Below are 25,664 nucleotides of genomic sequence, written 5' to 3'. Positions count from 1 at the left end.
GCGAGGCTATTGCACCGCTCCGGTTTGAGGCAGAGAGGGCTCAAATCCATCCTCCTCTTCTTCCACGTCGGCGTCGTCATCGGCGGCGTCCTCCGGCCCTGCGTCAAATTCCGCCGCCTCTTCCGCGGTCGCCTGATAGCCGAGATGGTAAGCGGCAAACCCCGGCAGCATGACCTGATTGAGCGCCATACCGATCACCCGGCCCGGAATAGGCGCGTGGATTTCGTGGGAGATATTGGTAATCGGGTCGGTTACGGTTCCGAGAAATTGATTCGCCTTGACCCGCTCACCCAGGCGCACCTTGTTCAGCAGAATACCCCCTGCCGGCACACGAACCCAGCGGGATTTGTAGTACACAGGTTCCGTTTTGCGCGCCCACATGCCTTTGTAGGGGTACATGTTCAATTTGCTGAGCAGGGCTTCTATGGAGTGTACGCCCTGCTGAACCGCATCCGGTTCAACATTCAAAGGTTCCCCTGCCTCCAAAGTCACTGCCGGAATACCTGCGTTGACCGCCGCGCGCCGCAGGGAACCGCGCGTTCCCTTACTGTGCAATACCACGATCGCGCCCATATGACGGGTCAATTCGGCTACCCCCGGGTTGGTCAGATCGGCGCGCAATTGCGGCAGGTTGGTACGGCGGAAGGAGCCTGTATGCAAGTCCACCAGATACTGGCAATGGCTGATCACCTCATTAAAAAAAGAATGGGCGATGCGCGCCGCTGAACTGCCGGTGGGGTGCCCAGGAAAATAGCGGTTGAGATCGCGTCGGTCGGGCAGATAGCGGGACGCGCGGCGGAAACCCTGCAGGTTGACGATGGGCACACCGATCACTGTGCCATTCAGTTTGTCCGGCTGGAGGTCGTAGAGCACTCGCCGCACCACTTCTATACCGTTGAGCTCGTCGCCGTGCAGTGCCGCAGTCAGACACACCCTAGGACCAGGTTTGGCGCCGTGGACCACCAAAACTGGCGTAGGCACGGAAATCCCCGCCAGAAAATCTTTGGCAGACCAGGCAAGACGGGTCGAGGTGCCCGGCAATACTTCCGCGCCGAGCATACGCAAAGGCTCTACTACCGGTGGTGGTGCAGGTTCTGCCGGGGGTGCGACTGGCTCAGTGGTTGTCACTTGGTCCGGCGCAGTCTCCTCCACCACTGGCGGAGGCTGCACCTGCGGCAATACCTCTTGCAGAGGTTTGGAAATCACTTCTTTTAAATTGACGTTTTCCGCTTGCGGCAAGGCGGGAACCGGCTCCGGCGGTGGGCCAGCTGGTTCGGGTGCAGAGGAAGTCTCGGAGGCAGGATTTTCGGATTCGGACGCGATTGTTTCCGTCGCCGACACAGCTCCCGAATCTGTAGAAGCTTCAGATGCGCTTTCCGCAATTTCCTCTCCTAAAGAGTGGCTTTCTTCATCAGACGCCCAGCCTGCAGGGAAGGCCAAAGTCAGCAGCGCAAACAGACATACCCTTGGGAATAACGCCATAAATGACCTCGGCCTAGGAAACCATCGAGAGTTGCATCCCTTGCGATCCGTTAGACGCTGTCAGGAGAGCAGCTATCTACGAGGGACTACTGGGCGCGCAGGGTAGGAAAGTACCCTGCGGCGGTCAAGGGGCCACACCGCTTAGGAGACTGCGGCGGGTTATTGATACTTTTCCACTGGAGGAGCGACACGCAGCACCTCTTCCACGGTGGTGAGCCCAGCGGCCACTTTTTGCGCGCCCGACAGACGCAGGGTGCGCATTCCCTCCCTCATAGCCTGCTGGCGCAGCATGTTGAGGTCGGTATCGTCATGGATAAGACGCTGCAGACTTTCAGTCAGAGGCATAATTTCGTAGATGCCCTGCCGACCCATATAGCCGGTGTTGCGGCATTCCAGACAACCGCCAGCGGTATAGATAAATTCCGGCTTGGTCACCTTCCAGGGGCGCACCAGCGATTCCCAGTCTTCTTTATCCACCTCGGTTTTCACCCGGCAGTGTTTGCACAAGGTTCGCACCAGACGCTGCGCCATCACTCCCACAACAGTCGCTTTCAACAAATATGCTGGGATTCCCAGGTCCAATAAACGGGAAATCGACGTAGGCGCGTCGTTGGTGTGCAGAGTGGAAAGCACCAAGTGGCCAGTGAGAGCCGCTTGTACCGCCATTTGCGCGGTTTCCAGGTCGCGAATCTCACCGACCATAATGATGTCCGGGTCTTGTCGCATCAGGGTGCGAATACCAGCGGCGAAATCCAGCCCTATATTGTGCTGCACCTGGGTCTGATTGAAGGCCTCTTCCACCATTTCGATAGGATCTTCGATGGTGCTGACATTTACTTCGTCCGTGGACAGAGTTTTCAACGACGAATAAAGCGTGGTGGTTTTACCGGAACCGGTGGGACCGGTCACCAGCAAAATGCCGTGGGGCGACTTCATCATGCTGTGCCAGCGGTTGTAGTCCTCGCCTATCAACCCAAGATCATCGAAGGAGCGCAGCAACACTTCCGGGTCGAACACCCGCATCACCAGCTTTTCGCCAAACGCCGTCGGCATAGTGGACAGACGCAGTTCGGCTTCGGCACCGTCGGAGTTTTTGGTTTTTAAGCGGCCGTCCTGCGGTTTGCGCTTTTCCGCCACGTTCATACGGCCGAGGATTTTGATCCGGCTGATAATGGCGGTGGCGATATTGGCGGGAAATTCATAAATGGAATGCAAAATACCGTCGATGCGAAAGCGCATGCGCGCTGTTTCCCGCCGTGGTTCTATATGGATATCACTGGCGCGCTGATCAAAGGCATACTGCAGCAACCAGTCGACGATATTGACGATGTGTTGGTCGTTGGCTTCCGGGTCCTTGAGATTGCCCAGCTCCAACAACTGCTCAAAATTTGCCACCCCACTCGGCCGCGCCGCACCGCCGGCAGCCCCAGAAATAGAGCGCGCCAGCGAGTAGAACTCGACTCTGTAGCGCTCAATTTCGGAGGGCACCGCCAATACCCGCACAATCTTGCGGCGCGATACCTGATGCAACTGTTCTTCCCAATCGCGCTTGTAGGGCTGGCCCACCGCCACGGTCAGCTCATCGGCGGTGATCTTCACGCACAGCAGATCGTGACGTTTGGCGAAGGCATAGGACATCACATCCGCCAGCGCCGCTACCTGCAGCTTCATAGGATCTATATGAAACAGCGGCAAGCTGCATTGCTCCGCCAGCCAGGCGGTTAAGGCCAATTCATCCAAGTTTTTGCCAGGGCGTTGGCGGTCGGCCAATTGTTGCGTGCCGAGGTAAGTGATGGGATGGAGTGCCGATTCTTCGCGGCTGCGAGAGCTGCCCAGAACGCGATTGACGTCCTCTTGGGCAATGCGTCCACTTTTCTGTAAATCCGTCAGGATACCGCGCAGGTCCAACAAACGATCGGTCATAAAATGCTCACGCCACTGGAATTTATGTGTAGAAAGATGTTTTTGAATTGTAGCCGGAACCGCCCAAGCGCGTCAGAACCACCTGCGCTGTCCCAATTGAGATGGCGGTGATATGGTAGCTGCGGAACCAATCATCTTCGCGAAGGCTCAATTGGTTCAACTCGCGGCAAGCCATAGATGGAGCGCTCCGTTATTAGCGCGTTAAAAACTGGCTGAAGGCCAAAAGCCGGTCGACCCGCGAATATGGCTATAATCCGACCCCATCTACCGCTTCTGCGGTTAAACAAATACCGATTGTGATCCTATGAATTTCCGCCAATTCCAGTCCCAGCTCGCCGCCCTTGTAGGCGCCCCCTCTGTCAGCTGTACCAGCCCCGAATTTGATCAAAGCAACCACCAGGTCGTCACCCTGCTCGCCCAATGGTTGGAACCTCTCGGGTTTCGTTGCGAAGTACAGGAAATCGCTGGCTGGCCGGGCAAATACAACCTTGTCGCGGTAAAAGGCACAGGCCCCGGCGGACTGGTGTTTGCCGGCCACACAGATACAGTGCCGTGCAACCCGGAATTGTGGCAGCAGGACCCCTTTACCCTGACCGAGAGAGATGGGCGGTTCTACGGCCTGGGTGCCACTGATATGAAAGGTTTTTTCCCGGTGGTACTCGCCGCGCTGGAGACCTTTCGCGAGGTGGAATTGCGCGAGCCGGTAATCGTATTGGCCACGGCGGACGAAGAGTCCTCTATGTGCGGCGCACGCGCATTGGCGGCGCAGGGTTCGCCCAAAGCGCGCTATGCGGTAATCGGCGAACCTACCGGCATGCGGCCGATTCGTATGCATAAAGGCATAGTGATGGAAAGCGTGCGCGTGATAGGTCAAGCCGGCCACTCTTCCGACCCGAGCCTGGGAAAAAATGCGCTGGAAGTCATGAACTCCATCATTACGCAATTACTGCAATATCGCGGCGAACTACAAAGCAAATATCGTCACGACGGGTTTAATGTCGCGGTGCCGACACTCAACCTCGGCTGTATTCACGGCGGCGACAATCCCAACCGCATTTGTGCCAGCTGCGAATTGCATTTTGATTTGCGCCCGCTGCCCGGCATGCCGCTGGAGCAACTGCGTCACGATATGCAGACCCGCCTGCGTCCCCTCGCGGAAAAAGCCGGCTGCGATATAGTGTTTTCCTCACTTTTCCCCGGTATCGATCCCTACGAAGAAAAAGCCGATTCCGCCATCGTCAAAGCGGCGGAAAAACTCTCCGGCCACACTGCATCCGCCGTTGCTTTTGCTACAGAAGCGCCCTTCCTGCAAAAAATCGGTATGGAAACCATTATCATGGGTCCCGGCGCAATTGATCAGGCACATCAACCCAATGAATTTATCGAGCAAAGCCAAATTGCGCCTGCGATTAAAATCATTGAAGAGCTGATTCGCAAATTCTGTCTTTAAATGCTTGTTCACAAGGAGGTGTTAACCATCTGGAATTTCACACACCCTGTTTTTTTATCGCCATTTAATTGGCGAGTTTTATTAATTTATTGCATTTCAAGGACGCTATGAATTACGACAAAATTTCCCGAGTTATACGAGCCCTTAGCCGCAGCGCCGCCGCAGGCGCAACCTCCTGGCGCGAGCTGGATTCCCAAACCGCGTACGAAGCGGATTTCGCCAAATACAGCGTGCGCATTTCCGCTGACGTTGGCGAAGAATCCAATGCAGCACCAAGCCAATACAAACTGGAAATTGTGCGGGACGGTCGCGTGATCGAAACCGTAACCAGCGACCAACTAAAAGCCGCCCTCCCCGCCTCCGCATTTATTCTGCGCGAAATGTACGACGCAGCGCGTAAAAAAGCGCTCGGAGTGGAAGATGTATTGGATGAAATTCTTGCGTCCTTGAAGGAATTTGATCGCTGAGACCCGCACGCGCCAGACCTGACTCTGGCGTTTACCTGCACGAACATTAATTGCTGAACGCTTGGTCGACGCTGGCTTCGATGCAAAGCGTCCAGCCGTTATTGCTTCGACGGGTCAGTATGTATTTGACCAAAGGCGCCATCATGTCCACCTTGCGCCAATCTCATTTGCGCTCTAAATTTGTCATGTCATTTTTATGTCCGCTCGAAATGCTAGACCCAGCAGGTGAACGCGCAGCAGAAGGTGCCCGCGCCAATGGCACTCCGTGGCTTAGCCGAAGAAATAATGTCTCTTGCCTACAATGTCGGTTTTAAAAAAGCAGAACATTTCTCGTCTGCAGCCATGACCGAACATTACTTCGCCAATAGCGTAGATGGTTTAAGGCCACCCAATAATTCCGAGGAATTATTGATCGCAATGACGTAAAACTGGGTTGTGCCTACCGTTAGTTTAGTGAACGGCTCTCACAATTAGATCACACGTAAATCAAATTCCAGCATCGCTGCGTTTCTTCCAACTCCACGCAACAGCTCAAGCGCAAAACCGTTCAAGCACAAAGTGTGCAGAACCTCACAGTTAAAAGCTCCTGCTAGACCATATAGCCCCCACCTCACAGGTTCCTCACATTTAGATTTTATAGTCTCGTCAAAAAATACCCCCGCACACTTGTTGTAGCGGAGAGGGCGCTCGGCAAATGACATCCGATACTAATAACTCTGATCAGGTAATGACCATGACGAGATCCATGAATTTGAAATCCAGTTTTTGTTTGGCGTTGTTGACGACATCGCTGTTGGTCGGTTGTGGTGGCGGCCAACCTGTAAACAGCTCTTCAAGCAGCTCATCATCCAGCAGCTCCTCAAGCAGCTCATCTTCAAGTTCGTCGTCAAGCTCTTCATCCAGTTCTTCCAGCTCCAGTTCATCATCGAGCTCCAGCTCTTCTTCAAGCTCCAGCTCATCTTCTGGTGACTTGATTACGACCCGCCCATCAAGCGGGGAAAGAAGAATTACCGTAGGTGGCAGAAGCCGCTCTTATAACCTGTATGTACCAAGTAGCTATCCAACGGATCGACGCGTGCCTTTGGTACTGCGCTTCCACGGCCTGGGCGGCAATGGCGGCAGCGAAATCAGCTCCACCGGTTACCGCGGCATAGCCGATCGGGAAGGCTTTATTCTGGTTGCTCCGACAGGTGTCGGGAACGCCTGGAACGTCGGCCCCTGCTGTACCAGCGATCGTTCTGTGGATGACGTCGCCTTTGCCAAAGCGATTGTGGAAGACGTGAAAAAAATCGCCAACATTGACTCCGACCGCGTTTACGCCACTGGTTTCTCCATGGGCGGTGGCATGACGCATTATCTGGCTTGCCATGCAGCTGATGTGTTTGCCGCTTTCGCGCCAGAAGCTTTCGACTTGCTGCAAGAGAACGTCGGCCAGTGTAATCCGCCGCGCGCCGTTCCAATCCTAGCCCAGCGAGCTTCCAACGATACAATTGTTCGTTACGAAGGCGGTCGTGATTGTTTGACCGGCACCTGTATCAATTTTCTCGGTGCAGTAAATACCAACAACACCTGGAAGCAGAAAAACGGCTGTACCAATCAAACCTCGACACAAGGAACCTGTTCTATCAGTACTCAATGTAACGACGGTGTGGAAGTCGGATTGTGTACTGTTAGTAATGGCCACTCTCCACATGACCCCAACACTGGTTGGAATTTCTTGAAACGATTTACCTTGCCCTGATGCAGTAATCTTGCGCCCTGGTCTCTAGGGCGCCTTTTTTCTCCCTCCTGCAAAATCTTATCCCGCATCAAATTCCCCCCAATTCATTGCTCGATTACCAGTTCGTCTTTAGGATGCGCAAAACCGTCTGGTATCGTTTATGAAAACCCGATTCAAAAAAGTTTTGCTTGTCATTGCGGTGATCCTGATCGGCGGATTTTTGCTGCCGGAACGCATCTCTATACCCGTCAAAGGCGCAACAGCCAAAGACTGGCATCCCAAATCTTTTTGGTTCGAACCTTGGGGCACATCGGGCGTTCATAAAGGCATTGATATTTTTGCCAAACTAGGCCAACCAGTAGTGAGCACAACCGATGGCATTGTTTTATATAAAGGCCATTTGGCAAAAGGCGGAAATGTGGTGCTGGTCTTGGGTCCCAAATGGCGGCTGCATTATTTTGCGCATTTACACACCATTGATACCGCCTGGTTCAATATAGTCACATCCGGAGAACCTATTGGCAAAGTCGGCGACAGCGGCAATGCCAAAGGCAAACCGGCTCACGTGCACTACTCCATTGTGCGAATTTTTCCTGCGCCATGGGCCATGGACAGATCCACCCAAGGAGTTAAAAAAGCCTTCTTTATTGATCCGGATAAATATTTAAGGAAGGCAGAATGAATATTCTGAGCAGTTTTGTTTGATTTAGATAATACCCTGCACGACAAAACTGCCACATTGCCTCATCTTCAGGGGAGTAATGCCATTTGACTGGACGAAATCTTTTATTGATCTCAACAATCAGCGGATCGAAAAATCGAAGTGTTTCGTCAGCCAACCAACATCTATGACAAAACGATCAACTGCGCAACCTTCTGTTGCAGAATTTCGATAATCATTTTGGGGCATTCGCGGAGCCCCTTTTTGGTGCAATGGAGCTGGTGCACAGTTACAAAATTCGGATTAAAAACCCGGAATCCTCACCAACGGCCGGGATTTCTCCTGCTGAGCAAATTGCCGGGCAGGGCTTAAATCCCCTCCTCGACGCATTGGTAACATCCGGGGAATTTGGCTGCAAAAGCCCGATCCTTCAAGATTGATTAATTGTTTAGAACAATTGCTGGTCGACGCCAGTGAAGCCATTTTTATCGGCGATGATTTTAAAATGGGCATCCCGTTCACCTTGAATAAAAGTTATTTGGAATAGTCCGAACATGTCATTCTGCGCATGGTACTGCTCAAACAACCTGCACCATATAAGAGCATTCATAGAGAAAGAGTTTAACCTGCGAAACTCTTGAATCTTCCACCTCTAACTATCCACCACTACCGAATATCCGAGATTCCCCTCAATAGCTTTAAATCCTGACCAAAAGCTTTGATAATGGAGCGAAGCCTGACATAACGGGCTGACCTTCAAAGAAAATTTCTATCCCTCAAATATCCAACGGCTACAGGAGAACCGGACTCTTCCTATCAAAGATCAATTCACGGATTGGAAGTGCCGGTCCTGCTGGCTCTACATAGATTTAGAACGGAAGCTTAAATATGGTGATCAGTCGTGCCTGCATTTTTTTTCCGATAATTGGAGCGGCCGCAGTCTTACTCGCATTGCCCCCTCTCTACTATCTCTTACCCGTCAATCCAGATAGCGCGGTTTACGATTACGTGGGCCTTGTAGTGAATCAGGGCGGAAAGCTCTACCAAGATGCAGCAGACCAAAATTGGCCTGGGCAAATGTTAATTCATGTTGCTTCCGTGGCACTTTTCGGCTCCGACATTCAGTCCTACAGGACTTTCGAGCTTCTGTTTATTTTGCCGCTTTCCTGCCTGATCATAGCCATCAGCCTTGACAAGATTTACAACCGAACGGCAGCACTTATATCGATTCCAGTTTATATAGCCATTTACACCACCATAGGCTATTGGGCGGATGGTCAACGAGAGATTGTGGCTGCCCCTTTGTTGGTAGGCGCAGCACTAATGCTTTATTTACGGGTTATTGGGGGTAGCAGACGAGTGTTGATTTGCATGGGGGCTTTTTTATTTGTCGCCATGCTGATTCGACCAACCTTGCTTATCATGGCGCCAATGCTTGCAATTGCAGATGTTTCGGCAAAGCGTTACACCAATCGAACACTAAGCACCATTTTCTGGGATCAGGCGTTATCGACGTTTATCCTCATTTTCTTAACACTGTGCACCGCAGTACTGGCGCATTATTTGGGGATCCTTAATCATTGGTTTGATATTTCGATTCTCTTCAACCTGCAAGTTTACGGTGGGGGCAAAACCACCGTAGAAATCTTACGGGCGCTTATAACCAATGCTATAAGCTCGTGGCACTGGTTTATTCTGTGGAGCATTATCGGTGCTCTTGCCCTTCGGAGAAAATCCCCAGTTGCCTTAATTTTCGTTGGTGCTATAGCGCCAGCAACGCTTATTTCTGTTCTCGCGCAAGGCAAAGGCTTTATCTATCATGCGGTGGTGATATATCCCTTGTTTGCGCTGTTAATCTCAATCGCAATGGCAACAGGACTTCGCTTCGCGATTGAAAAAAACCGCGCAACTTATATCCGACTGGCGGCGGCGATAATTCTCTGTATCCCCGTAGTAGATTTCGCCAAGAAAGCCTGGTCCGGACTTTCACTGCAACGTGCAGTGATGCTTAGAAAAATTTCCGCAATGGAAATGTACGACCAATACCCCGCTGGTGAACATGTCACTGTTGGCGATGTTGTACGCGCTGCCGATTACATCAATTCGCTAAAAACAGAGGATACAGAAATTCTGGTTTGGGGACGCCCATGTCATGTTTACAACCTGACTGGGCTGACATCACCCTTATTCGCAGCATCTTTTGCATTATTGGATGAACCAACTCCAAGCTTCGAGCTGTTTGATAAATGGCATCAACACATAGAGGATGTCTTCGGCATCTCGCCACCGGAATTTCTTTTATTGGTGAAAAACCCTGTCAAAAATGAGTACGAACATTTTCATGAAGATTCGCAACCAAGACTTTCAGACGTGATAAAAAGTGCATTACCCAGATATCAGCTGGAACGCACGTTTTCCAATTTGCACGTTTTTAAGCTTGCAAATTAGTTACTGTTGCGGTGTCGCAGCAGACTTTGATTTCGGCAGCGATTCCTGCGCAGGTTTTTCTTGCAACATATCTTTCAGCTCCGCATCCAGCTTTAATTCCCACTGCCTTTTATTCTGCGCTATCACAGTTTTCAGATAGTCGTCGATGGGAAATTGCAACCCTTCACAGTTCGCTGTCGTCGGCGGCACGGGCAGCGTAATGGCTGAAGTCAGGGTAGTAATCACCCCGGGTTTTGCCGGAGTGAAAACAATTTCCCCAATAGAGGTAAAACTGCTGCTACAGGCAAGTTTGATTTGCAACATATCGTTGGCAACCTTGCCGGAAATCAATACCTTCAGCGGAATTTTAACGTGAATATTGGTTTCGGAACTGGTCACCTCTGGGCGACCCGCTTTTTGAACCTGCAAAGAATAATCACCACCGGGCCAAGGATTGCTCGCTTGTTCGTACATAGGCTCCGGCAGATGTCTTTCCAATAGCACTGCCAATAATTGATCGGTAATGGTTGGCGTGCGTGGCGCTGCCGCGGCATCAATCATCAATGCGACGCTGCATACTGGGATCAATACAGATTTAATCAATTGTTTCATCGTAGGTAAGCTCATGATTTGTTTTCTGGTCTGCGCGTGCGCGCTACCGTAGGCAATTGTAAGTGAAGCGCCGCTTTGGCAACTATATGGGCGCTGATGGGTGCAGTTATAAATAAAAAAACAACAACCAGAATTTCATGCAGACTGAGCCCATTACCGCGAGTGCTGAAAAAAATCGTGGAACCAATAACCATACCGCCCACACCCAGTGTGCTCGCCTTTGCCGGCCCATGCAGACGCATATAAAAGTCCGGCAGGCGGGCGAGCCCTATGGAGCCGACAAGCGCAAAAGCAGCTCCGCCTAATAAACAAATGGAAACCACAATTTCTACAAACAATTCCATAAAAATTCCCGACTACTCGATAATGTCGCCACGCAGCAGATATTTGGATAGCACCACTGTGCCGACAAACCCCATCACCGCAATCAACAGTGCCGCTTCAAAATAAAATTCGCCTTGTTGATAAATACCGTAGAGCACCAACAAAGCAATCGCGTTGATATACATGGTATCCAGAGCCAGGATGCGGTCCGGCAATGAAGGTCCGATCAGCAGACGCCACAAATTGAGCAACAAAGCTGCGCTGATCATAAAAAATGCGATGGGGATAACGACATTCAACATTCGAACATTTCCTTGAGCGGCGCTTCGTAACGCTGCTTCATCTGCGCAATCGTTTGTTCGATATCATCGACGTGCAAACTGTGAATCAGCAGGTGACGCCTGTCTGCGGTGAGATCGGCAGAAACCGTTCCCGGGGTCAGTGAAATGGTGCTAGCCAGCAGCGTGATAGTGAAATCCTCTTTAACGTCGAGCGGCATCAGCATAAAAGCCGGCTGCAAACGCTCGCTATTGCTCAGGACAAGACGAGCCACAATGGCGTTGGCGATCAGTATGTCCACCATTACCACGCCGAGAAATTTCAGTCCCAGCCAGGGCTTGCGCAAACTCATCACGCCCGGCCAAAAACTATGGGTATAGAAGGGAATCAACCAAGCCCAAAAAGCGCCGAGCAATATCTGGCCAAAACTCACACTGTTAACCAGGAGCAGCCACAAACCCCATAAGATCCCACTTAATTCCGGCCTGGGAAATAAACGCCGCATCATCGAATATCTCCCCGCTCGACCGGTTGGAATAGCGAAGACGCTTCAAGATAAGCAGTGGAATCGGCGAGCTGTTGCGCCGTATCCGACATAAAACTCAAGACAGGATCACCCGCAAAACTGAAGACAATGGAGATCAGCAGCAATCCGCCAACTGCTACCATTGGCATTACCCCCGCTCTGCTCTGGGCTATGACATCGCCCGTCGTGCGCCAGAAAATGGTGGTCCCGCTGCGGCTCAATGCAGTGATGGTCAACAAGCCGGAAATTAACAGCGCGGGCCAAACCCATACAGCTTCCACGGTCGAACTTACCGCCTGCATTAAATTCACTTTGCCGACAAATCCGCTGGTGGGCGGCAATCCAACGACGCTGGCGCAGGCGACAAAAAAGAAAATACCCAGAATTGTGCCTTGCACCAGTGGAGGACCGCTTTCGATGGTATCTTCCAGCAGACCGCGCTGCTGGCGCATAAGATCCACCAGAATAAACAGCGCTGCACAAATCCAGGTGGAATGAACCAGATAGTAAAGCGATGCCGCCAGCGCCTGCTGACTATTCATGGCAACTCCCAACAATAAAGTCCCCACCGAAACAAGGACCAGGTAGGCAACCTGACGACGCAGTTCACGAGCGGCGAGCACACCGACAATACCCGCTGCCAAAGTTACCAATGCGAGCGGCCATAACCAGGGTAAAAGCAGTCCGGGTTCAGATGCGAACACTAAGCTGTACACCCGAACCATGCTGTAAATGCCGAGCTTGGTCATTACTGCAAACAGCGCTGCAACGGGACCGGCCGCCGCCGCGTAAGCGCTCGGCAACCAAAAATACAAAGGCGCGACTGCCGCTTTCAGACCAAATACCGCAAATAATAAAAGTCCGCCAGTAATAGCCAGTGGGCGATCAGCCGGATCCAGCTGCGCGATGCGCTGCCCCATATCTGCCATATTCAAAGTGCCCGTCACACCATAAAGCAGCGATACCGCAATCAAAAACAATGCAGAGCCGGCGAGATTCAGCACCACATAATGAAATCCCGCTCTGGCCCGCTCTTTTCCTCCGCCGTGCAGCAGCAAAGCGTAGGAGGACAGCAGCAGCACTTCGAAAAATACAAACAGATTAAAAATATCGCCGGTGAGAAACGCGCCGTTCAATCCCATCAGCAGGAAATGAATAAGTGGATGCAAACTGTCGCCGGGTTGATCGCGGTCACAGGCCGCATACCAGATCACAAACAACGCCAACACACTGGTCATCACCAGCATCAAGGCTGCCAGCCGATCGAGCACCAGAACTATGCCGAAAGGCGGCGGCCAATTGCCAAGTGCGTACAGGGAAATGGTTCCTTCTGCAGCGCGCTGCAACAGCAGCAGATCCACCGCGAGCAGGGCCAATGCACTGGTTGCACTGATCGCGCGGGTGACGCAAATGCGATCGGACCAAATCAGTAACGCCAGACCGGTAAATAAGGGCAGCAATATTGGGATAAGTATCCAATGACTCACGTGCGCCCCTCTTGATTGCCATCCACATGGTCATTACCGAGTTCAACGCGCGCGCGCAACGCGAGCACCAGAATAAATGCGGTCATGGCAAAACCGATCACAATGGCCGTCAAAACCAGCGCCTGCGGCACGGGATCTGGATAGGTTTCACCACTGCCGATCACCGCCGGATTGCCGGTCGACAGACGCCCCATCACGAAAATAAACAGGTTAACTGCATATGACAGAAGCGTAAGTCCCAAAATCACTGGAAAAGTCCGCGCCCGCAACATGAGGTAAATAGCGCAACTCGTCATAACGCCAATTGCAATGGCTACCAACGCTTCCATCAGGCGATCTCCTCCGTCAGTTTGCGTTTTATTCGACTGGGATGAGTCAGCATCCCCAGCTGCGCAAGCGCCAGCAAAGTCGCGCCCACCACGGTGATATACACCCCGAGATCAAACACCATGGCGGTGGCGATTTCGAATTCACCAACCAACGGCCAATGAATATGAGTGAAGCTGGTAGTCAGAAAGGGATAACCGAAAATAAATGCGCCGCAGCCGGTCAGAGCCGCAATCAGCACCCCCAAGGCGGCCACGCTACGGTAGTTCCAACGTAGACGCTCCTGAATCCACGACAAACCGCTGGACACATATTGAAGAATCAAAGCTACACTGGTGACCAGCCCGGCGATAAAACCGCCTCCCGGCTGATTGTGTCCGCGCATAAAAATATAAGCAGACACCAGCAGCGCCAGCGGCAGAAGTACACGCGCCAATACGGCAAGAATCGGCGGATAAATCTCCCGCGCCCACGATCGCGGATCAGAGGTATTGGGCAATTGCAGAGTGCGCAACATAGCCAAAATACCAACTGCCGCCAAAGCCAGCACCGTTATTTCTCCCAGGGTATCGAAGCCGCGGAAATCCACCAGAATGACGTTCACCACGTTAGTGCCGCCACCGCCACTTACGCTATTTTCGAGAAAATAACCTGCGATGGTCTCATAGGGCCGCGTAAGAACTGCCCACGTCAACACCGTGACACCAATTCCCGCCGCACCCGACAAGGCAATATCCCGGATAATTCTCAGCGTGCCCGATTGTCGGGGCGACAACTGCGGCAGGAAATACAGTGCCAGCATCATCAACACTATAGTGACCACTTCCACCGATATTTGCGTAAGCGCAAGATCCGGTGCGGAAAAACGCACAAAAATCAGAGAGACGATCAGCCCCACCACACTTAATAACAACAGTGATGCCAACCGATTGTGATGAATCAAAACCGTACCGACAGAACCGGCAATCAGCAAAATCGCCGCAATAACGCTGACGCCATCAAGCGGCATTAACGGACGTGTGCCGGTCATATTTGCCAATGGCCAAATTCCCACAACACCCATCACCAGAGTAAAACCGACAAACCACGCCACATAACGTTGTAATGAACCATTTTCTAAGGTGTTCGTTATCCATTGAGACGCTCGCACTCCGCGCTGGACGCGTGCTTCAAAAACCAGTTTTTCATCGAGGTGAAAACCGCGTTCATAAAAAGCAAAAAGACCGCGCCGCTGGCTATACAGCAGCAAACCTCCTGCTAGAGCAGTGAAACTCATCAGCAGAGGCAAATTAAAACCGTGCCATAGGGAAATCTCGTAGGGCTCAAGCTCCGCACCTGCTACCGCCGCAGATGCGGCATCAATAAAAGGTGCGACCGTTAAATTGGGCATGATTCCCACCAACAGACACAGCACCACCAAAATTGCCACAGGCGCTTTCATAAAAGGTGGTGGTTCATGCGGCGGAAATTTGGGTAAATCGACGGGCTTACCATTAAAAAACACATCGTGAATAAATCGCCATGAATACGCCACGGCAAAAATTCCCGCGATGGTGGCGAGCACCGGCACCGTCCAACTGAATAATCCGAGAGATTTCAAATGCAGGGTTTCGTTGAAAAACATTTCTTTGCTTAAAAATCCGTTCAGCAGTGGCACGCCGGCCATAGCGGCGGCGGCAACCATCGCCAGCAGTGCCGTTTGCGGCATGTATTGCCAAAGACCATTGATTTTGCGCATATCGCGCGTGCCAGTTTCGTGATCGATAATGCCGGCGGCCATAAACAAAGATGCTTTAAATATCGCGTGATTGATAATGTGAAATACCGCAGCTGTAGCAGCCAATTTGGTACTTAGACCCAACAACATGGTTATCAACCCGAGATGACTGATGGTGGAATAAGCCAACAGCCCTTTGAGATCGTGTTTCATCATGGCCGTATAGGCTGCATACACCAGCGTGATCAGGCCGACAAACGTCACAATAAAAAACCACATTTCACTGCCAGCCAAAGCCGGATATAAACGCGCCAGCAAAAAAACACCCGCCTTAACCATAGTGGCGGAATGTAAATAGGCAGACACAGGTGTCGGCGCAGCCATAGCGTGCGGCAACCAAAAATGAAAAGGAAATTGCGCAGATTTGGTAAAGGCTCCCAGCAAAATCAGCACGAGCGCAATCGGATAGAGTTTGTGGTCGCGAATTAATTCGCCATTGGACAAAATAACGCTCAAATTAAAGCTGCCAACCATATGCCCGAGTAACAGCGCCCCCGCCAATAGCGCCAAACCACCGCCACCGGTAATTGCCAACGCCATACGCGCACCTTTGCGCGCATCACTGCGATAAGACCAATAGCCGATCAGGAGAAACGAACTCAGGCTCGTCAGTTCCCAAAAAACAATCAGCAATAACAGATTGTCCGCCATGACAATGCCCAGCATCGCCATCATGAACAATTGCAAAATCGCGTAGAACTTACCGATGGAATCTTTATTCGACAGGTAATAAAGGGCGTAGAAAATAACGAGCAGACCAATACCAGTGATAAGAAGCCCAAACATCAGGCTCAAACCATCCAGCCGCAAACTCAAATCCAATCCGATGTTGGACAACCAGGGGACATGAAATATCGGGATATCGCCAGCGAATATGGCTGGCAATTGGGATATGATCAAACCCGCTGAAATCAGCGGTGCTGCAACGGCAACAGCAGCACAAATATTGCGTCCGAACCGTTCCGTCAGCAACGGCAGGACCGCCCCCAAAAGCGGCAGAAGAACAATCAGCAGTAAACTCATAACCGGATCCTGTCTGTGCCGGATTACGGCATTTTCGAAGACTAGTCATCGAAACGATTTTTAATTTTATGCGGGGCCGAAAGTCGCCGATTATTCCGACTGCACCAACATTTCGTTTCACTTCGCAGAGCAAGTCCGGCAGTTATACACTGGCAGCGGCGCGAGTTCCAGAAAAACAGCACCCTATAAACACAAAAAGCGGTATAAATAGGGGGCTAAATGCCCATTAATAAGGCTTCTGTCAGAGGTGATGTATATGCATGACATCCATCGACCCACAAAAACAGACGCTCTGTCGCTTTTAAATGCCGCTAATCTGCCGACTTCCGATTTAACCGAAGCACATATGGATTATTTTTGGGCCGTCAAGGAGCAACAGGAAATCATTGCCGTCATAGGTCTCGAACCATTTTCACCTTACGGATTATTGCGCTCTTTAGTGGTGCGCCCTAATAAACGCAATCAGAACATAGGAACTCGACTGGTTCGACATGTGGAAAATATGGCGCGCCAAATGGATATTCGCGAGCTGTATTTATTTACATCCACCGCGCAGGAATTTTTTGAAAAATTCGATTACAACACTGTGTTGCGTCACACAGCTCCTGATGCCATTCGCCAGACAACGGAATTTGCTCTTTTGCGACCGAATAATGCAGTGCTGATGAAAAAAGATTTGCGTTAAAAACAAATGGCCTTGCCCTAAGGCAAGGCCATTTGGCTGGGCCATTTACTAAAAAAAGCAAATTGCCTGATCAATTCATAAATCAACGAATCACCAGATAAAACGTACCGCGGCCGCGTTGAATATGGAGAAGAATGGAATCTTTACCTCTACCAACGGCAGAATTGAAATCTTCCAGGTTGCTTACCTTGCGGCGGTTGGCACCAATAATCAAATCCCCCTGTTGCAAGCCACTCGCCGCTGCCGGAGATCGCGGCGCAATGCGGCTGACCACAACACCCTGTCCATCGGGATGATTTTCAAATTGGGCACCTTCCAACAGTGGGTGGGATTTGCCGGATACGCTTGCAAAAGATTCATTGGGATTGCCCACTTTGCAGCGCACGGTTTTTTCCCGGCCATCGCGAATATAGGTGATTTTTACCGTATCACCGATTTTGCGCACACCAATCGCATTGCGCAGTGCGCCGGTGGATAATGTTGGGCGGCCATCGACTGCAATAATCACATCACCCGGTTTTAATCCGGCCTTATCTGCTTCCGACTTGTCCGCAACCCCCGTAACCAGCACACCGAGTTGACCGTTCTTCAGGCCAAAAGCTTCCTGCAATTCGGGTGTAACGTCTTGAATGCTGACGCCGATCTGCCCGCGTTTCACTTCCCCGTGATCCATGATCTGCTCAACACTGGCGCGCGCCATATTGATGGGAATGGCAAAACCAATTCCCACGTTGCCGCCTGCTGGGGCGATGATCGCAGTATTGATACCGACCAATTCACCGCGCAAATTCACCAGCGCACCGCCGGAATTGCCTGGGTTGATGGAGGCGTCTGTCTGGATGAAGTCTTCGTAACCCTCAATGCCAAGCCCGGTTCGTCCCAAGGCACTGACCACACCTGTGGTGACGGTTTGGCCAAGACCAAAGGGGTTACCTATGGCCACCACAAAATCTCCTACCTGCAATTCGTCGGAATTGCTCATGGGAAGTTGCGTGAGGTTATCCCCTTCGATTTTTAATACAGCGATATCCACTTCCGGGTCAGACCCAACAAGCTTGGCGGCGAAAGTGCGACCGTCATGCAGCACTACCTGGATTTCGTCCGCGCCGTTGATAACGTGATGGTTAGTGATAACCGTGCCCTTGGCTGCGTCGACGATTACGCCGGAACCGGCGCTGCGTTGGCGCTGAGTTTGGCGCTGCTCCGGAATATTAAAAAAATGGCGGAAAAAGGGGTCGCTGAGCAGCGGGTTGTTGACTTCGCGCTTGGTGTAGGTGGCGATGTTCACTACCGCCGGGTTGACGTTTTTCAGCATAGGCGCGAGCGACGGTAGAGCATTGCCGCTGGCATCGACACTGGGCAGTGCCGCATAAGACGGTGTACCGAGCAGGAGGCTCGCAGTCAAGGTGAGAGTCGATGCAGCTAAGGCGCGGAACTTCATCAGGGATTCCTCAACAAGATACAGAAAGCTCAAAAATGGGGTTGGCTGAAACACTTTCAACCCTCGCAAAATCCGTGGTTCTACAGATGAAATTTTCTACCTGAAGTTCCGGTTCGAAGAAAAAAAGCAGGCGGGAATTGCCCCTCCGGGTGGAGGGGCAGAATAAGCAGAATAAAGAGAAAGGTTCAGGACTGTCGCAAATCCTGCACTTTGGCGAGCGCGTCGTACTGGGATTTGGACAGGCGGAATGTTTCGTTGATATCGCTGCGGCGAATGTAGTACTGCTCATTCTTGCTCAGCAGCTGATAGCTAAACTCCCCTTTGTCGGTGGTGACGGTCCACTCGATTTTCAGGACTTTGTTTTCGTCCTGGGCATTGACGTCCTGAGTGACCGGAGCATCCAAATCGGCCTGATTTTTGGCGATGCCCAGCACAGTGATATCGCCCAAGGCTTTGGCGAATGCGGCGCTATCAAACTTCAGGGTTTTATCACCTTCAGCTGCGTTATCCGCATTACCCTCAGTTGCCACTACTGCTTCAGCAGAAGCGGCGCCCTCTTCCTTGGTCGCGTCACCGGCTACAGAATCAGGAGTTTTTGCGGGCCAGTGACCGGCGACTTTCTCCACCTTGTGGCCGTCAAACTGCACAGCGGTAATCTCGCCAGCCGGGCGCATCAGCTCGGTATCCAACCAGCTGTCCTGTTCCGTGGTCAGAGAAAACTCGTCAAATTTGACTGAGTAAATATTGGCATCACCTTGCTTGCGCACGTGGGTCTGACGGAAAGATGGTGAAGTGCCCACCAACAACACGCCGACTTCTTTGTCGCCGGACAACAGGCGCAGCTTGCGCTTGAATTTGTCATCGGCAACCTCAAAGCGCTTGGCCGCGTCACCAGTTTTCGCCACAGCCCAACCACCGCGCAGCCCCTCAACCTCTTTTAAGAGATCGTTTAAGCGAGTTTCCGCGATTGGCAGGCTATCACCGATACGCCACTGCCCGTCTTTTTTGCGCAGCTCGATTTTTTCCTCACCTGAGGTGATTTCAACGGTATCGACGGTCGCCTTGTTGAACGTCAACAGCGGTTCGTTATTCGCCGTTGGCTGGCGGTGCTGCACATTGAACAAAACCACCGCCAACACCAGCTGGGCACCGAACACGCCGGCGAGCCAGGGGATTTTTTTGGATATTTTTGTGATTTTTGAAGTTGTCATATCACCTCCCAATTATGCTGCCAGCCACTGCTGATAACGGGCGTCGCGTGAACGGTTCACGTAATGCAACACCAGCCAGAGGACCAACAATCCCAACAAGGCCAGGCCGTAGTTGAGATACTCCCAGAATTCCTGAGTGCTTGTTTCCATCGGCGTCAGAGTGCGGTTGAAATGACCGCGGGCGCGAATGCTGAGCAGGCCTTGATCTTCCAGCGCCCAATCTGCCGTGTTGGCAACCAACTGCAAGCTGTTGAAGTAATTGCCGCCCATCACGCTACTCAACATGTTCACAATCTCGTCGCGGAACATATCGTTGGAGGCAAACACCACCAGACGTGCAGACTCTGCCGAGTGGTTCAACACCACGTTGACTGGTTTCGCTGCATTTTCTTCTTCACTCTCGCCCTCTTTTTTGGCTTGTTCAGCCAGCGGAGAGTCTTTGCCGGAGAACATGGAAGTGAACTTACCTTGCAGCGCGACAGCCAGCAGATGCGCTTGGCGATCACCCGCAGGACGATAACCAAATTGCAACTGCTCCGCATTTGGCATTACGCCGGAAGTGTCGCCGAGCCATGAGCGCTCCGAGCTTTCCAACAGGCGGGTCACTCGCAGATTTTGGGTTTTGTCTGAATCCAGCGTAATCGGCGATGCCCAGGCCACAGTCACTTGCGGCAGATCGGCGGTTACCGGCGACTCATCATTCATGCCTTTGCCACGCACATCGATGAAATACGGATAATCCAGCAAACGCATTTCCTGGAAGCGCATACCGCCAACTTCACGCACGGTCGGTACAGGGAACGCAGAATTCTGCGAATCCATGACCAGGTTATTACCTATGTTCACACCCATTTCTTTCAACCAGCGACCGAGCTCACTGGAATAATTGTTGAGCGACAAATTCGTGCGCGAAACCTGCGCTGAATATGGAGACAGTGCAGCTACCACCGTGCCCCCACGCATCAGGAACTGGTCGATGGCGAACAATTGTTTGTCATCGGTGAGATCTGGAGCTGCGAGCAGCAACAAATCCACATTGCCGGCGACGCGGCCGTCGGTCAGATCTTCATCCACCACATTGAAATTCTGGTTGAGGATATCTCTCAAGGCAGTGAATTTCGGTTTGGTAGAAATGGATACGCCAAAATGATTGGACGACTCCGGCGTTGGTGTCACCAAACCAATGGTGCGGGTAAAGCCTTGCGCCAAACGTTTAATGCCGCCTTGCAATGCTGAGTCAAAACTCCCGGGAGTGAAATCGCCGAGCGGGATTTGCATCAGTCGATCACCCTGCGCCAACATCACGTAGAAATAAAAACGATTGGGATCGAGCAAGCCAGCCGCCATAGGCGCGAAGCCGTATTGTTCAGTAATACGTTTTCCTTCTGCACCGCCGTTTGCATCCGGGTCAACAAACCGCGCAGTGAATTTATCGCCGGCGAGCTTTTTAACTTCTTCAATTTTATTTTCGATAGCCGTGCGCAAATCCACGAGCTCTGGTGGCAATTTGCTGTTGGCAGAAATATAGGCAGTCAGCTCAATCGGTGTTTTGATGCTGGCGTAAATGTCGCCACCGGATTGATAGGAATACAGCACTTTTTTGATTATGCGAGTGACGTCGTATTCCGGGTTGCGCAGACGCACTTGTATATCGGTGTCGCCGCTCATTTTCACTTCGATCAGGTCGTTGAAACCCAGCACTTCGTGCACATCGCCATATTGCACCAGAACGTCAAAATAAGCGTTCACCAGCGCCGTTTGATGGCGATCATTCACGCGGAAAGGCGTCGGACGAATGCCAAAGCGGGTTTGCGCTTCGTCTTCCAATTCCGGATTTTGCGTCGGGTCGACAATTTCCACACGCACACGGCCATCGCCTACCACTTCATATTCACGCAACAAATCTTGCAGTTGCGGAACCAAAGGCGCCAACAGTGGGTGAGTTTTTTGCGTGAAATAACCGCGAATTAAAATCGGCTCCTGCAATTGCGCCAGATAGCCTTCAGTTGCAGCAGAGATGGAATACATTTTTCCGCGTGTGGTATCCCAGCGCAGAGATGGCAACTGGCTCAGCCAAATATTGGCCACCAACATATTCGCCACCACCAATACGGTTCCCCAGCGCCAGATGCTGTGGAATTTGGCATTGCCATCGCTGGCCCAGCGGCCGCGCTCGAGAGCAAAAATATTCAGCGCCAAAAATACTGCGATCAAACTGATGTAGTAGTACAAATCGCGCAGATCCAACACGCCGCGGGTAATGGATTCAAAACGCGAACCTGTGCCTATGCTGCGCAGCACTTCTGCCGTCTGGTTGCCCACCAGGTTGGTCAATACGCTGGAGCCAATCACATAAAACGCACCGGCGAGTGCAACCGTGAGCAACAGGCTGACAATCTGATTGTCGCAGCGCGCGGAAATAAACAGGCCCATGCTGATATAAGCACCGCCCAACAACAGCGCGGCTATATATCCGGACCATACGGGACCCCAATCCACATCGCCGAGGAACGACACGGTAATCGGCAGCGGCAGAGTCAATAAGAGCGCAATTGCCAACAAAATCCAGCACGCCAGGAATTTACCAACGACAAATTGCCAGAGTGGTACAGGTTGCGTCAGCACATGTTCCAAAGTGCCACTGCGGCGCTCTTCGCTCCACATTTTCATGGTGAGTGCGGCGGATAAAAAAATCAGCAACAACGGCATCCAAACAAAAAGCGGTCGCACGTCGGCGATATTGCGGGCGAAAAAGGATTCCACCCAAAAGAAAATAAATAAAGAAACCAACAAAAATGCGCCCAGAAAAAGCCAGGCAATGGGCGCGCGGAAAAATTGGCCCAATTCTTTGGAAACAATTTTGCCGAGCGCGCGGTTCTGCACATCACGCTGCATTGGCGATACCCTCCCCAGAATTCAATTCACGAAACAGTGTTTCCAGATCTCTCTGTTCACGGTGCAATTGATAAAGCGCGCCGCCGTTTTCAATGATTTTTTTCGCCAAGCTGGCGCTGATGTCATTGCCGGCACTCGGTTCAGCCAATTTGATGCGGCACTCCGTAATCCCTGCATGCTGCTGGAACTGATAACCCTTGATGCCCTCGATGACCTGCAGCAAAGGTTGCAAGGCATCGGGCGTCAGAGAGGTTTTGACTTTCAATTCGCTGGCGTCGGTCAAAGCGTCCAGGCGGGAATCCAGCACCAGCTTGCCGCTGCGCACCATCAGCACGCGATCGCACACCGCTTCCACCTCGGACAGTATGTGGGTGGAAACTATGACGGTACTGGTTTCTGCCAGCTTGCGGATCAGCTCGCGCATTTGCAGAGTCTGGGTGGGATCGAGGCCGTTGGTGGGCTCGTCGAGCACCAGCACTTTGGGGTTGCCCAACAGGGCCTGGGCGACACCGACCCGCTGTTTCAAACCGCGCGACAGAGAGCCGATCTTATCCAGCGCGCGCCCGCGCAAATCGGTCGCGTTCAGTACCCGGCGAATTTCCGCCGCCTGCTGCTCCTGCGGAATACCGCGCAAGCTGGCGGCGTACTCCAGGTAACTAACGATGGTCATTTCCGGATACACAGGCAGGTTCTCCGGCAAGTAACCGATATAGGACTGGGCAAGCTTGGTATCTTCGGCTACATCGATACCATTGATAGTGACGCGCCCGGAACTCGGCTCGAGATAACCGCACATCATCTTCATGATGGTGGTCTTACCCGCTCCGTTGGGACCTAGCAGGCCGATCACTTCGCCCTGAGAAATAGTGAAGCTCACATCCTGGACAGCGCGAAGACTGCCGTAGGTGCGGTTCAAACGCTCAACTGTGATCACGAGGAAAGCCTCCTTTGAATGAAAAACAATCCGCGCTGTGCACGAATCAGATAAAACAAGAAGGAATTGCAGAGAAGTGAGAACAGGACGGCATCCCCCGATGAGGCTGAGCTGAATTGACATTCAACGCGGCGGTCCACGGTTAAGTCCCCTGTTCGATCAGATGAACACCGTCTCAGCCAGGCGCTTAGACGGTGCGATTATTATTGGATTACACCGGATCAGAAGTGCCGGCGCGCGTAACGGCGCTTATAGATTGGGCTGGCGCCACAAAGTTTCAAGCGCAAAAAACTCGTTTGAAATCACACTTTAGCGCAAAGTCGACGCAACGGAGCTTAAGCCAAAGGCATGAAGTGACAGCCCTATCTTCTAGTCCTTACAACCAAATGATTCGGACGGATGCTAGGCGGCTTATCGCAGCAGGCGCAGGTTGTCGATCTGGAGCACCACACCACGCTGATTACCAAACAGAGGCGAGATCACCAGGGGCGTATTCACCCGGGTCAAATCCAGCCCGCCATTGGCCAGTTCCGCCAGGGGAATGGTGTAGCGGGTCCATTGGTTCAGCATTGGATAGCCGAGCGGGTAGTCGCCCGAGCTGCAGGGATAGACACAATCCGCGCGCACGACCAGCGGGTCCTTGACGGCGCGCGGATCGCTGACCACGCGTATATCCATGGAAATTCTACTGAAGCTGGAAAAGTCCGCCTGCGCATCGGCCTGGAAAAAGCCTATGCCTTGATCAGTGTTGAAGGTCACCTGCGCCACCAGGCCATAGTCGCCGCCGACATTGATCAGCTCGTAGTCCACAGAGCCATTTTCCGTCCAGGTGCGCCATTCATAAGGAGCGGTCACGGCGCCGTTAAAGATGACAAACTCACTGCCATTGCCGGGATCAACCGGCGCCGGCCTGGGAACACCTGGGTTGAGCTTGAAGTTGCCATCACTCGAGCCACAGCCGCGTCCTGTCTCGCGGTCTTTGCGGCATTCGAACACGCGCACGTAATCCACCAGCATTTCCTGGGGAAAGGCACTTTCATCGATACCCGTGTCATTCACGTTGCCCGCCCAGTCACCGCCGACTGCCAAGTTCAAAATCAAATGGAAACGCTGGTCAAAAGGCGCGCTCAACTTATTGAGTGCCTTGGCGGAGTACCAACCCGTCTGAGTTTGGGTTGCGAAATGATCGCCGTCCACATACCAGCGGATTTCGCCCTCTTCCCATTCCACCGCATAAACATGGAAATCATCGGCAGGATTGGTGCCACCTGGCAGCACATACTCCTCACCGGAGTACACATTGTTCGGCCAGTTATCGCCGAAGTGCAGAGTGCCGTGGATGCGGCGCTCACCGCCGACCTTCAGATTGACCGCCTCCATAATGTCGATCTCGCCAGAGCTGGCCCAACCGCCATAAATCTGGTCGGTCGGCAGCATCCAGATAGCCGGCCAGGTTCCCTGTCCCCAGGGCAACTTCGCGCGAATCTCGAAACGGCCGTAGCGCCAGTCACCTTTGTCCTTGCTGCGCAGGCGTGCCGAGCTGTAGGTACCACTGCCGGACTGGTCGTTGGGGTTATAACCCGGGTCGTCGTCCGCAAGCGCCGGACCGCGCAGGTTTTGCCGGATTGCCTTGATATGCAGATATTCGCCGTCCACCCAGGCATTATTCGGCGAGTCGACATAACACTGCGCCTCGTTATTGCCGCCGCCATAACAGTTGCGCTCAAAGCTCCAGCGGCTGAGGTCGATCTGAGTTCCGTGGAATTCATCACTCCACACCAGGCAATAGCCGTCTCCTGCTGCCGCAGGGACGCAATCAGCTGTACCGCTTGAGCTGGACGCACTGCTGGAACTGGATGATGCGCTTGAATTGGATGAGCTGGACGAGGAACTCGACGAACTGGAATCACCCGGCGTCTTGTCTGAACCGCACGCGCTGAGCAGAGCGGCCAAAAACACCGATACAAAAATAGATTTGAAAAATTGTTTGGCCATGAACTGCGCCCTCAAACG

The 25,664-nt window shown here is 52.3% G+C and carries 21 protein-coding genes; 7 read left to right on the top strand and 14 right to left on the bottom strand.

Translation table 11 applies throughout. The features are described from left to right. Positions 1-6: 6 nt before the first annotated feature. The gene (locus DWB84_RS01545) at positions 7-1,482 is read right to left on the bottom strand and encodes a succinylglutamate desuccinylase/aspartoacylase family protein (protein WP_187408000.1); all 1,476 of its coding nucleotides are present in this window, start codon (positions 1,480-1,482) and stop codon (positions 7-9) included. Positions 1,483-1,641: 159 nt separating this feature from the next. Beyond that, a complete protein-coding gene (locus tag DWB84_RS01540) occupies positions 1,642-3,405 on the bottom strand; it encodes a GspE/PulE family protein (protein WP_187407999.1) in 1,764 nt (587 codons plus the stop codon). Between the two features lie 304 nt (positions 3,406-3,709). On the opposite strand from DWB84_RS01540, the gene argE reads away from it, so the two are divergent. From argE to DWB84_RS01510, 6 genes are all read left to right on the top strand, one after another. After that, positions 3,710-4,855 carry an acetylornithine deacetylase gene (argE, locus tag DWB84_RS01535; protein ID WP_187407998.1) on the top strand — a complete coding sequence of 382 codons (1,146 nt, stop codon included), beginning with the start codon at positions 3,710-3,712 and terminating at the stop codon, positions 4,853-4,855. A 107-nt stretch (positions 4,856-4,962) separates the two neighbouring features. After that, positions 4,963-5,322 (top strand): hypothetical protein, encoded by a 360-nt coding sequence (locus DWB84_RS01530; RefSeq protein WP_187407997.1) that lies wholly within the window; start codon positions 4,963-4,965, stop codon positions 5,320-5,322. A gap of 255 nt (positions 5,323-5,577) precedes the next feature. Further along, positions 5,578-5,748, top strand: a complete 171-nt coding sequence (locus tag DWB84_RS01525) for a hypothetical protein (RefSeq protein WP_187407996.1) — start codon at positions 5,578-5,580, stop codon at positions 5,746-5,748. Between the two features lie 307 nt (positions 5,749-6,055). Beyond that, positions 6,056-7,063, top strand: coding sequence for a PHB depolymerase family esterase (locus DWB84_RS01520; protein WP_187407995.1), 1,008 nt, complete (start codon positions 6,056-6,058; stop codon positions 7,061-7,063). 139 nt (positions 7,064-7,202) lie between these two features. Next, positions 7,203-7,724 carry a M23 family metallopeptidase gene (locus DWB84_RS01515; RefSeq protein WP_187407994.1) on the top strand — a complete coding sequence of 174 codons (522 nt, stop codon included), beginning with the start codon at positions 7,203-7,205 and terminating at the stop codon, positions 7,722-7,724. An 867-nt stretch (positions 7,725-8,591) separates the two neighbouring features. Continuing rightward, the gene (locus DWB84_RS01510) at positions 8,592-10,151 is read left to right on the top strand and encodes a hypothetical protein (RefSeq protein ID WP_187407993.1); all 1,560 of its coding nucleotides are present in this window, start codon (positions 8,592-8,594) and stop codon (positions 10,149-10,151) included. Here the strand turns inward: DWB84_RS01510 and DWB84_RS01505 are convergent, their stop codons facing one another. Genes DWB84_RS01505 through DWB84_RS01475 form a run of 7 tightly spaced genes read right to left on the bottom strand, consistent with a single transcriptional unit; the run spans position 10,152 to position 16,485 of the window. Beyond that, positions 10,152-10,757: a hypothetical protein gene (locus DWB84_RS01505; RefSeq protein WP_187407992.1), complete on the bottom strand. Its 606-nt coding sequence runs from the start codon at positions 10,755-10,757 to the stop codon at positions 10,152-10,154. Then, positions 10,754-11,086 (bottom strand): Na+/H+ antiporter subunit G, encoded by a 333-nt coding sequence (locus DWB84_RS01500; RefSeq protein ID WP_187407991.1) that lies wholly within the window; start codon positions 11,084-11,086, stop codon positions 10,754-10,756. The genes DWB84_RS01505 and DWB84_RS01500 overlap by 4 nt, the downstream gene beginning before the upstream one ends. A gap of 12 nt (positions 11,087-11,098) precedes the next feature. Continuing rightward, positions 11,099-11,368 carry a K+/H+ antiporter subunit F gene (locus DWB84_RS01495; protein WP_187407990.1) on the bottom strand — a complete coding sequence of 90 codons (270 nt, stop codon included), beginning with the start codon at positions 11,366-11,368 and terminating at the stop codon, positions 11,099-11,101. After that, a complete protein-coding gene (locus DWB84_RS01490; protein WP_187407989.1) occupies positions 11,362-11,853 on the bottom strand; it encodes a Na+/H+ antiporter subunit E in 492 nt (163 codons plus the stop codon). The genes DWB84_RS01495 and DWB84_RS01490 overlap by 7 nt, the downstream gene beginning before the upstream one ends. Further along, positions 11,850-13,358 carry a monovalent cation/H+ antiporter subunit D gene (locus DWB84_RS01485; RefSeq protein WP_187407988.1) on the bottom strand — a complete coding sequence of 503 codons (1,509 nt, stop codon included), beginning with the start codon at positions 13,356-13,358 and terminating at the stop codon, positions 11,850-11,852. The genes DWB84_RS01490 and DWB84_RS01485 overlap by 4 nt, the downstream gene beginning before the upstream one ends. Further along, positions 13,355-13,687: a Na+/H+ antiporter subunit C gene (locus DWB84_RS01480; protein WP_187407987.1), complete on the bottom strand. Its 333-nt coding sequence runs from the start codon at positions 13,685-13,687 to the stop codon at positions 13,355-13,357. The genes DWB84_RS01485 and DWB84_RS01480 overlap by 4 nt, the downstream gene beginning before the upstream one ends. Further along, complete coding sequence (locus tag DWB84_RS01475; RefSeq protein WP_187407986.1) at positions 13,687-16,485, bottom strand: monovalent cation/H+ antiporter subunit A; 2,799 nt, start codon at positions 16,483-16,485, stop codon at positions 13,687-13,689. The genes DWB84_RS01480 and DWB84_RS01475 overlap by 1 nt, the downstream gene beginning before the upstream one ends. Before the next feature lie 256 nt (positions 16,486-16,741). Between DWB84_RS01475 and arsN2 the strand changes: the two genes are divergently transcribed. Continuing rightward, positions 16,742-17,170, top strand: a complete 429-nt coding sequence (gene arsN2, locus DWB84_RS01470; RefSeq protein ID WP_187407985.1) for an arsenic resistance N-acetyltransferase ArsN2 — start codon at positions 16,742-16,744, stop codon at positions 17,168-17,170. An 82-nt stretch (positions 17,171-17,252) separates the two neighbouring features. On the opposite strand, the gene DWB84_RS01465 is transcribed toward arsN2, so the two are convergent. The 5 genes from DWB84_RS01465 to DWB84_RS01445 form a co-directional block, all read right to left on the bottom strand. Further along, entirely contained in the window at positions 17,253-18,611 is a 1,359-nt protein-coding gene (locus DWB84_RS01465) for a DegQ family serine endoprotease (protein WP_187407984.1), read from the bottom strand. Positions 18,612-18,796: 185 nt separating this feature from the next. Then, positions 18,797-19,822 (bottom strand): DUF4340 domain-containing protein, encoded by a 1,026-nt coding sequence (locus DWB84_RS01460; RefSeq protein WP_187407983.1) that lies wholly within the window; start codon positions 19,820-19,822, stop codon positions 18,797-18,799. 12 nt (positions 19,823-19,834) lie between these two features. Continuing rightward, complete coding sequence (locus DWB84_RS01455) at positions 19,835-22,717, bottom strand: Gldg family protein (RefSeq protein ID WP_187407982.1); 2,883 nt, start codon at positions 22,715-22,717, stop codon at positions 19,835-19,837. Continuing rightward, entirely contained in the window at positions 22,707-23,651 is a 945-nt protein-coding gene (locus DWB84_RS01450; protein ID WP_187407981.1) for an ABC transporter ATP-binding protein, read from the bottom strand. The genes DWB84_RS01455 and DWB84_RS01450 overlap by 11 nt, the downstream gene beginning before the upstream one ends. A gap of 411 nt (positions 23,652-24,062) precedes the next feature. Next, positions 24,063-25,646, bottom strand: a complete 1,584-nt coding sequence (locus DWB84_RS01445) for a glycoside hydrolase family 16 protein (RefSeq protein WP_187407980.1) — start codon at positions 25,644-25,646, stop codon at positions 24,063-24,065. Between the last annotated feature and the right edge of the window lie 18 nt (positions 25,647-25,664).

The sequence above is a fragment of the Saccharophagus sp. K07 genome, assembly GCF_014336955.1.
In the GTDB taxonomy this organism is placed as follows: Bacteria; Pseudomonadota; Gammaproteobacteria; order Pseudomonadales; family Cellvibrionaceae; genus UBA5868.
This window is presented reverse-complemented; position numbering and strand designations above follow the sequence as displayed.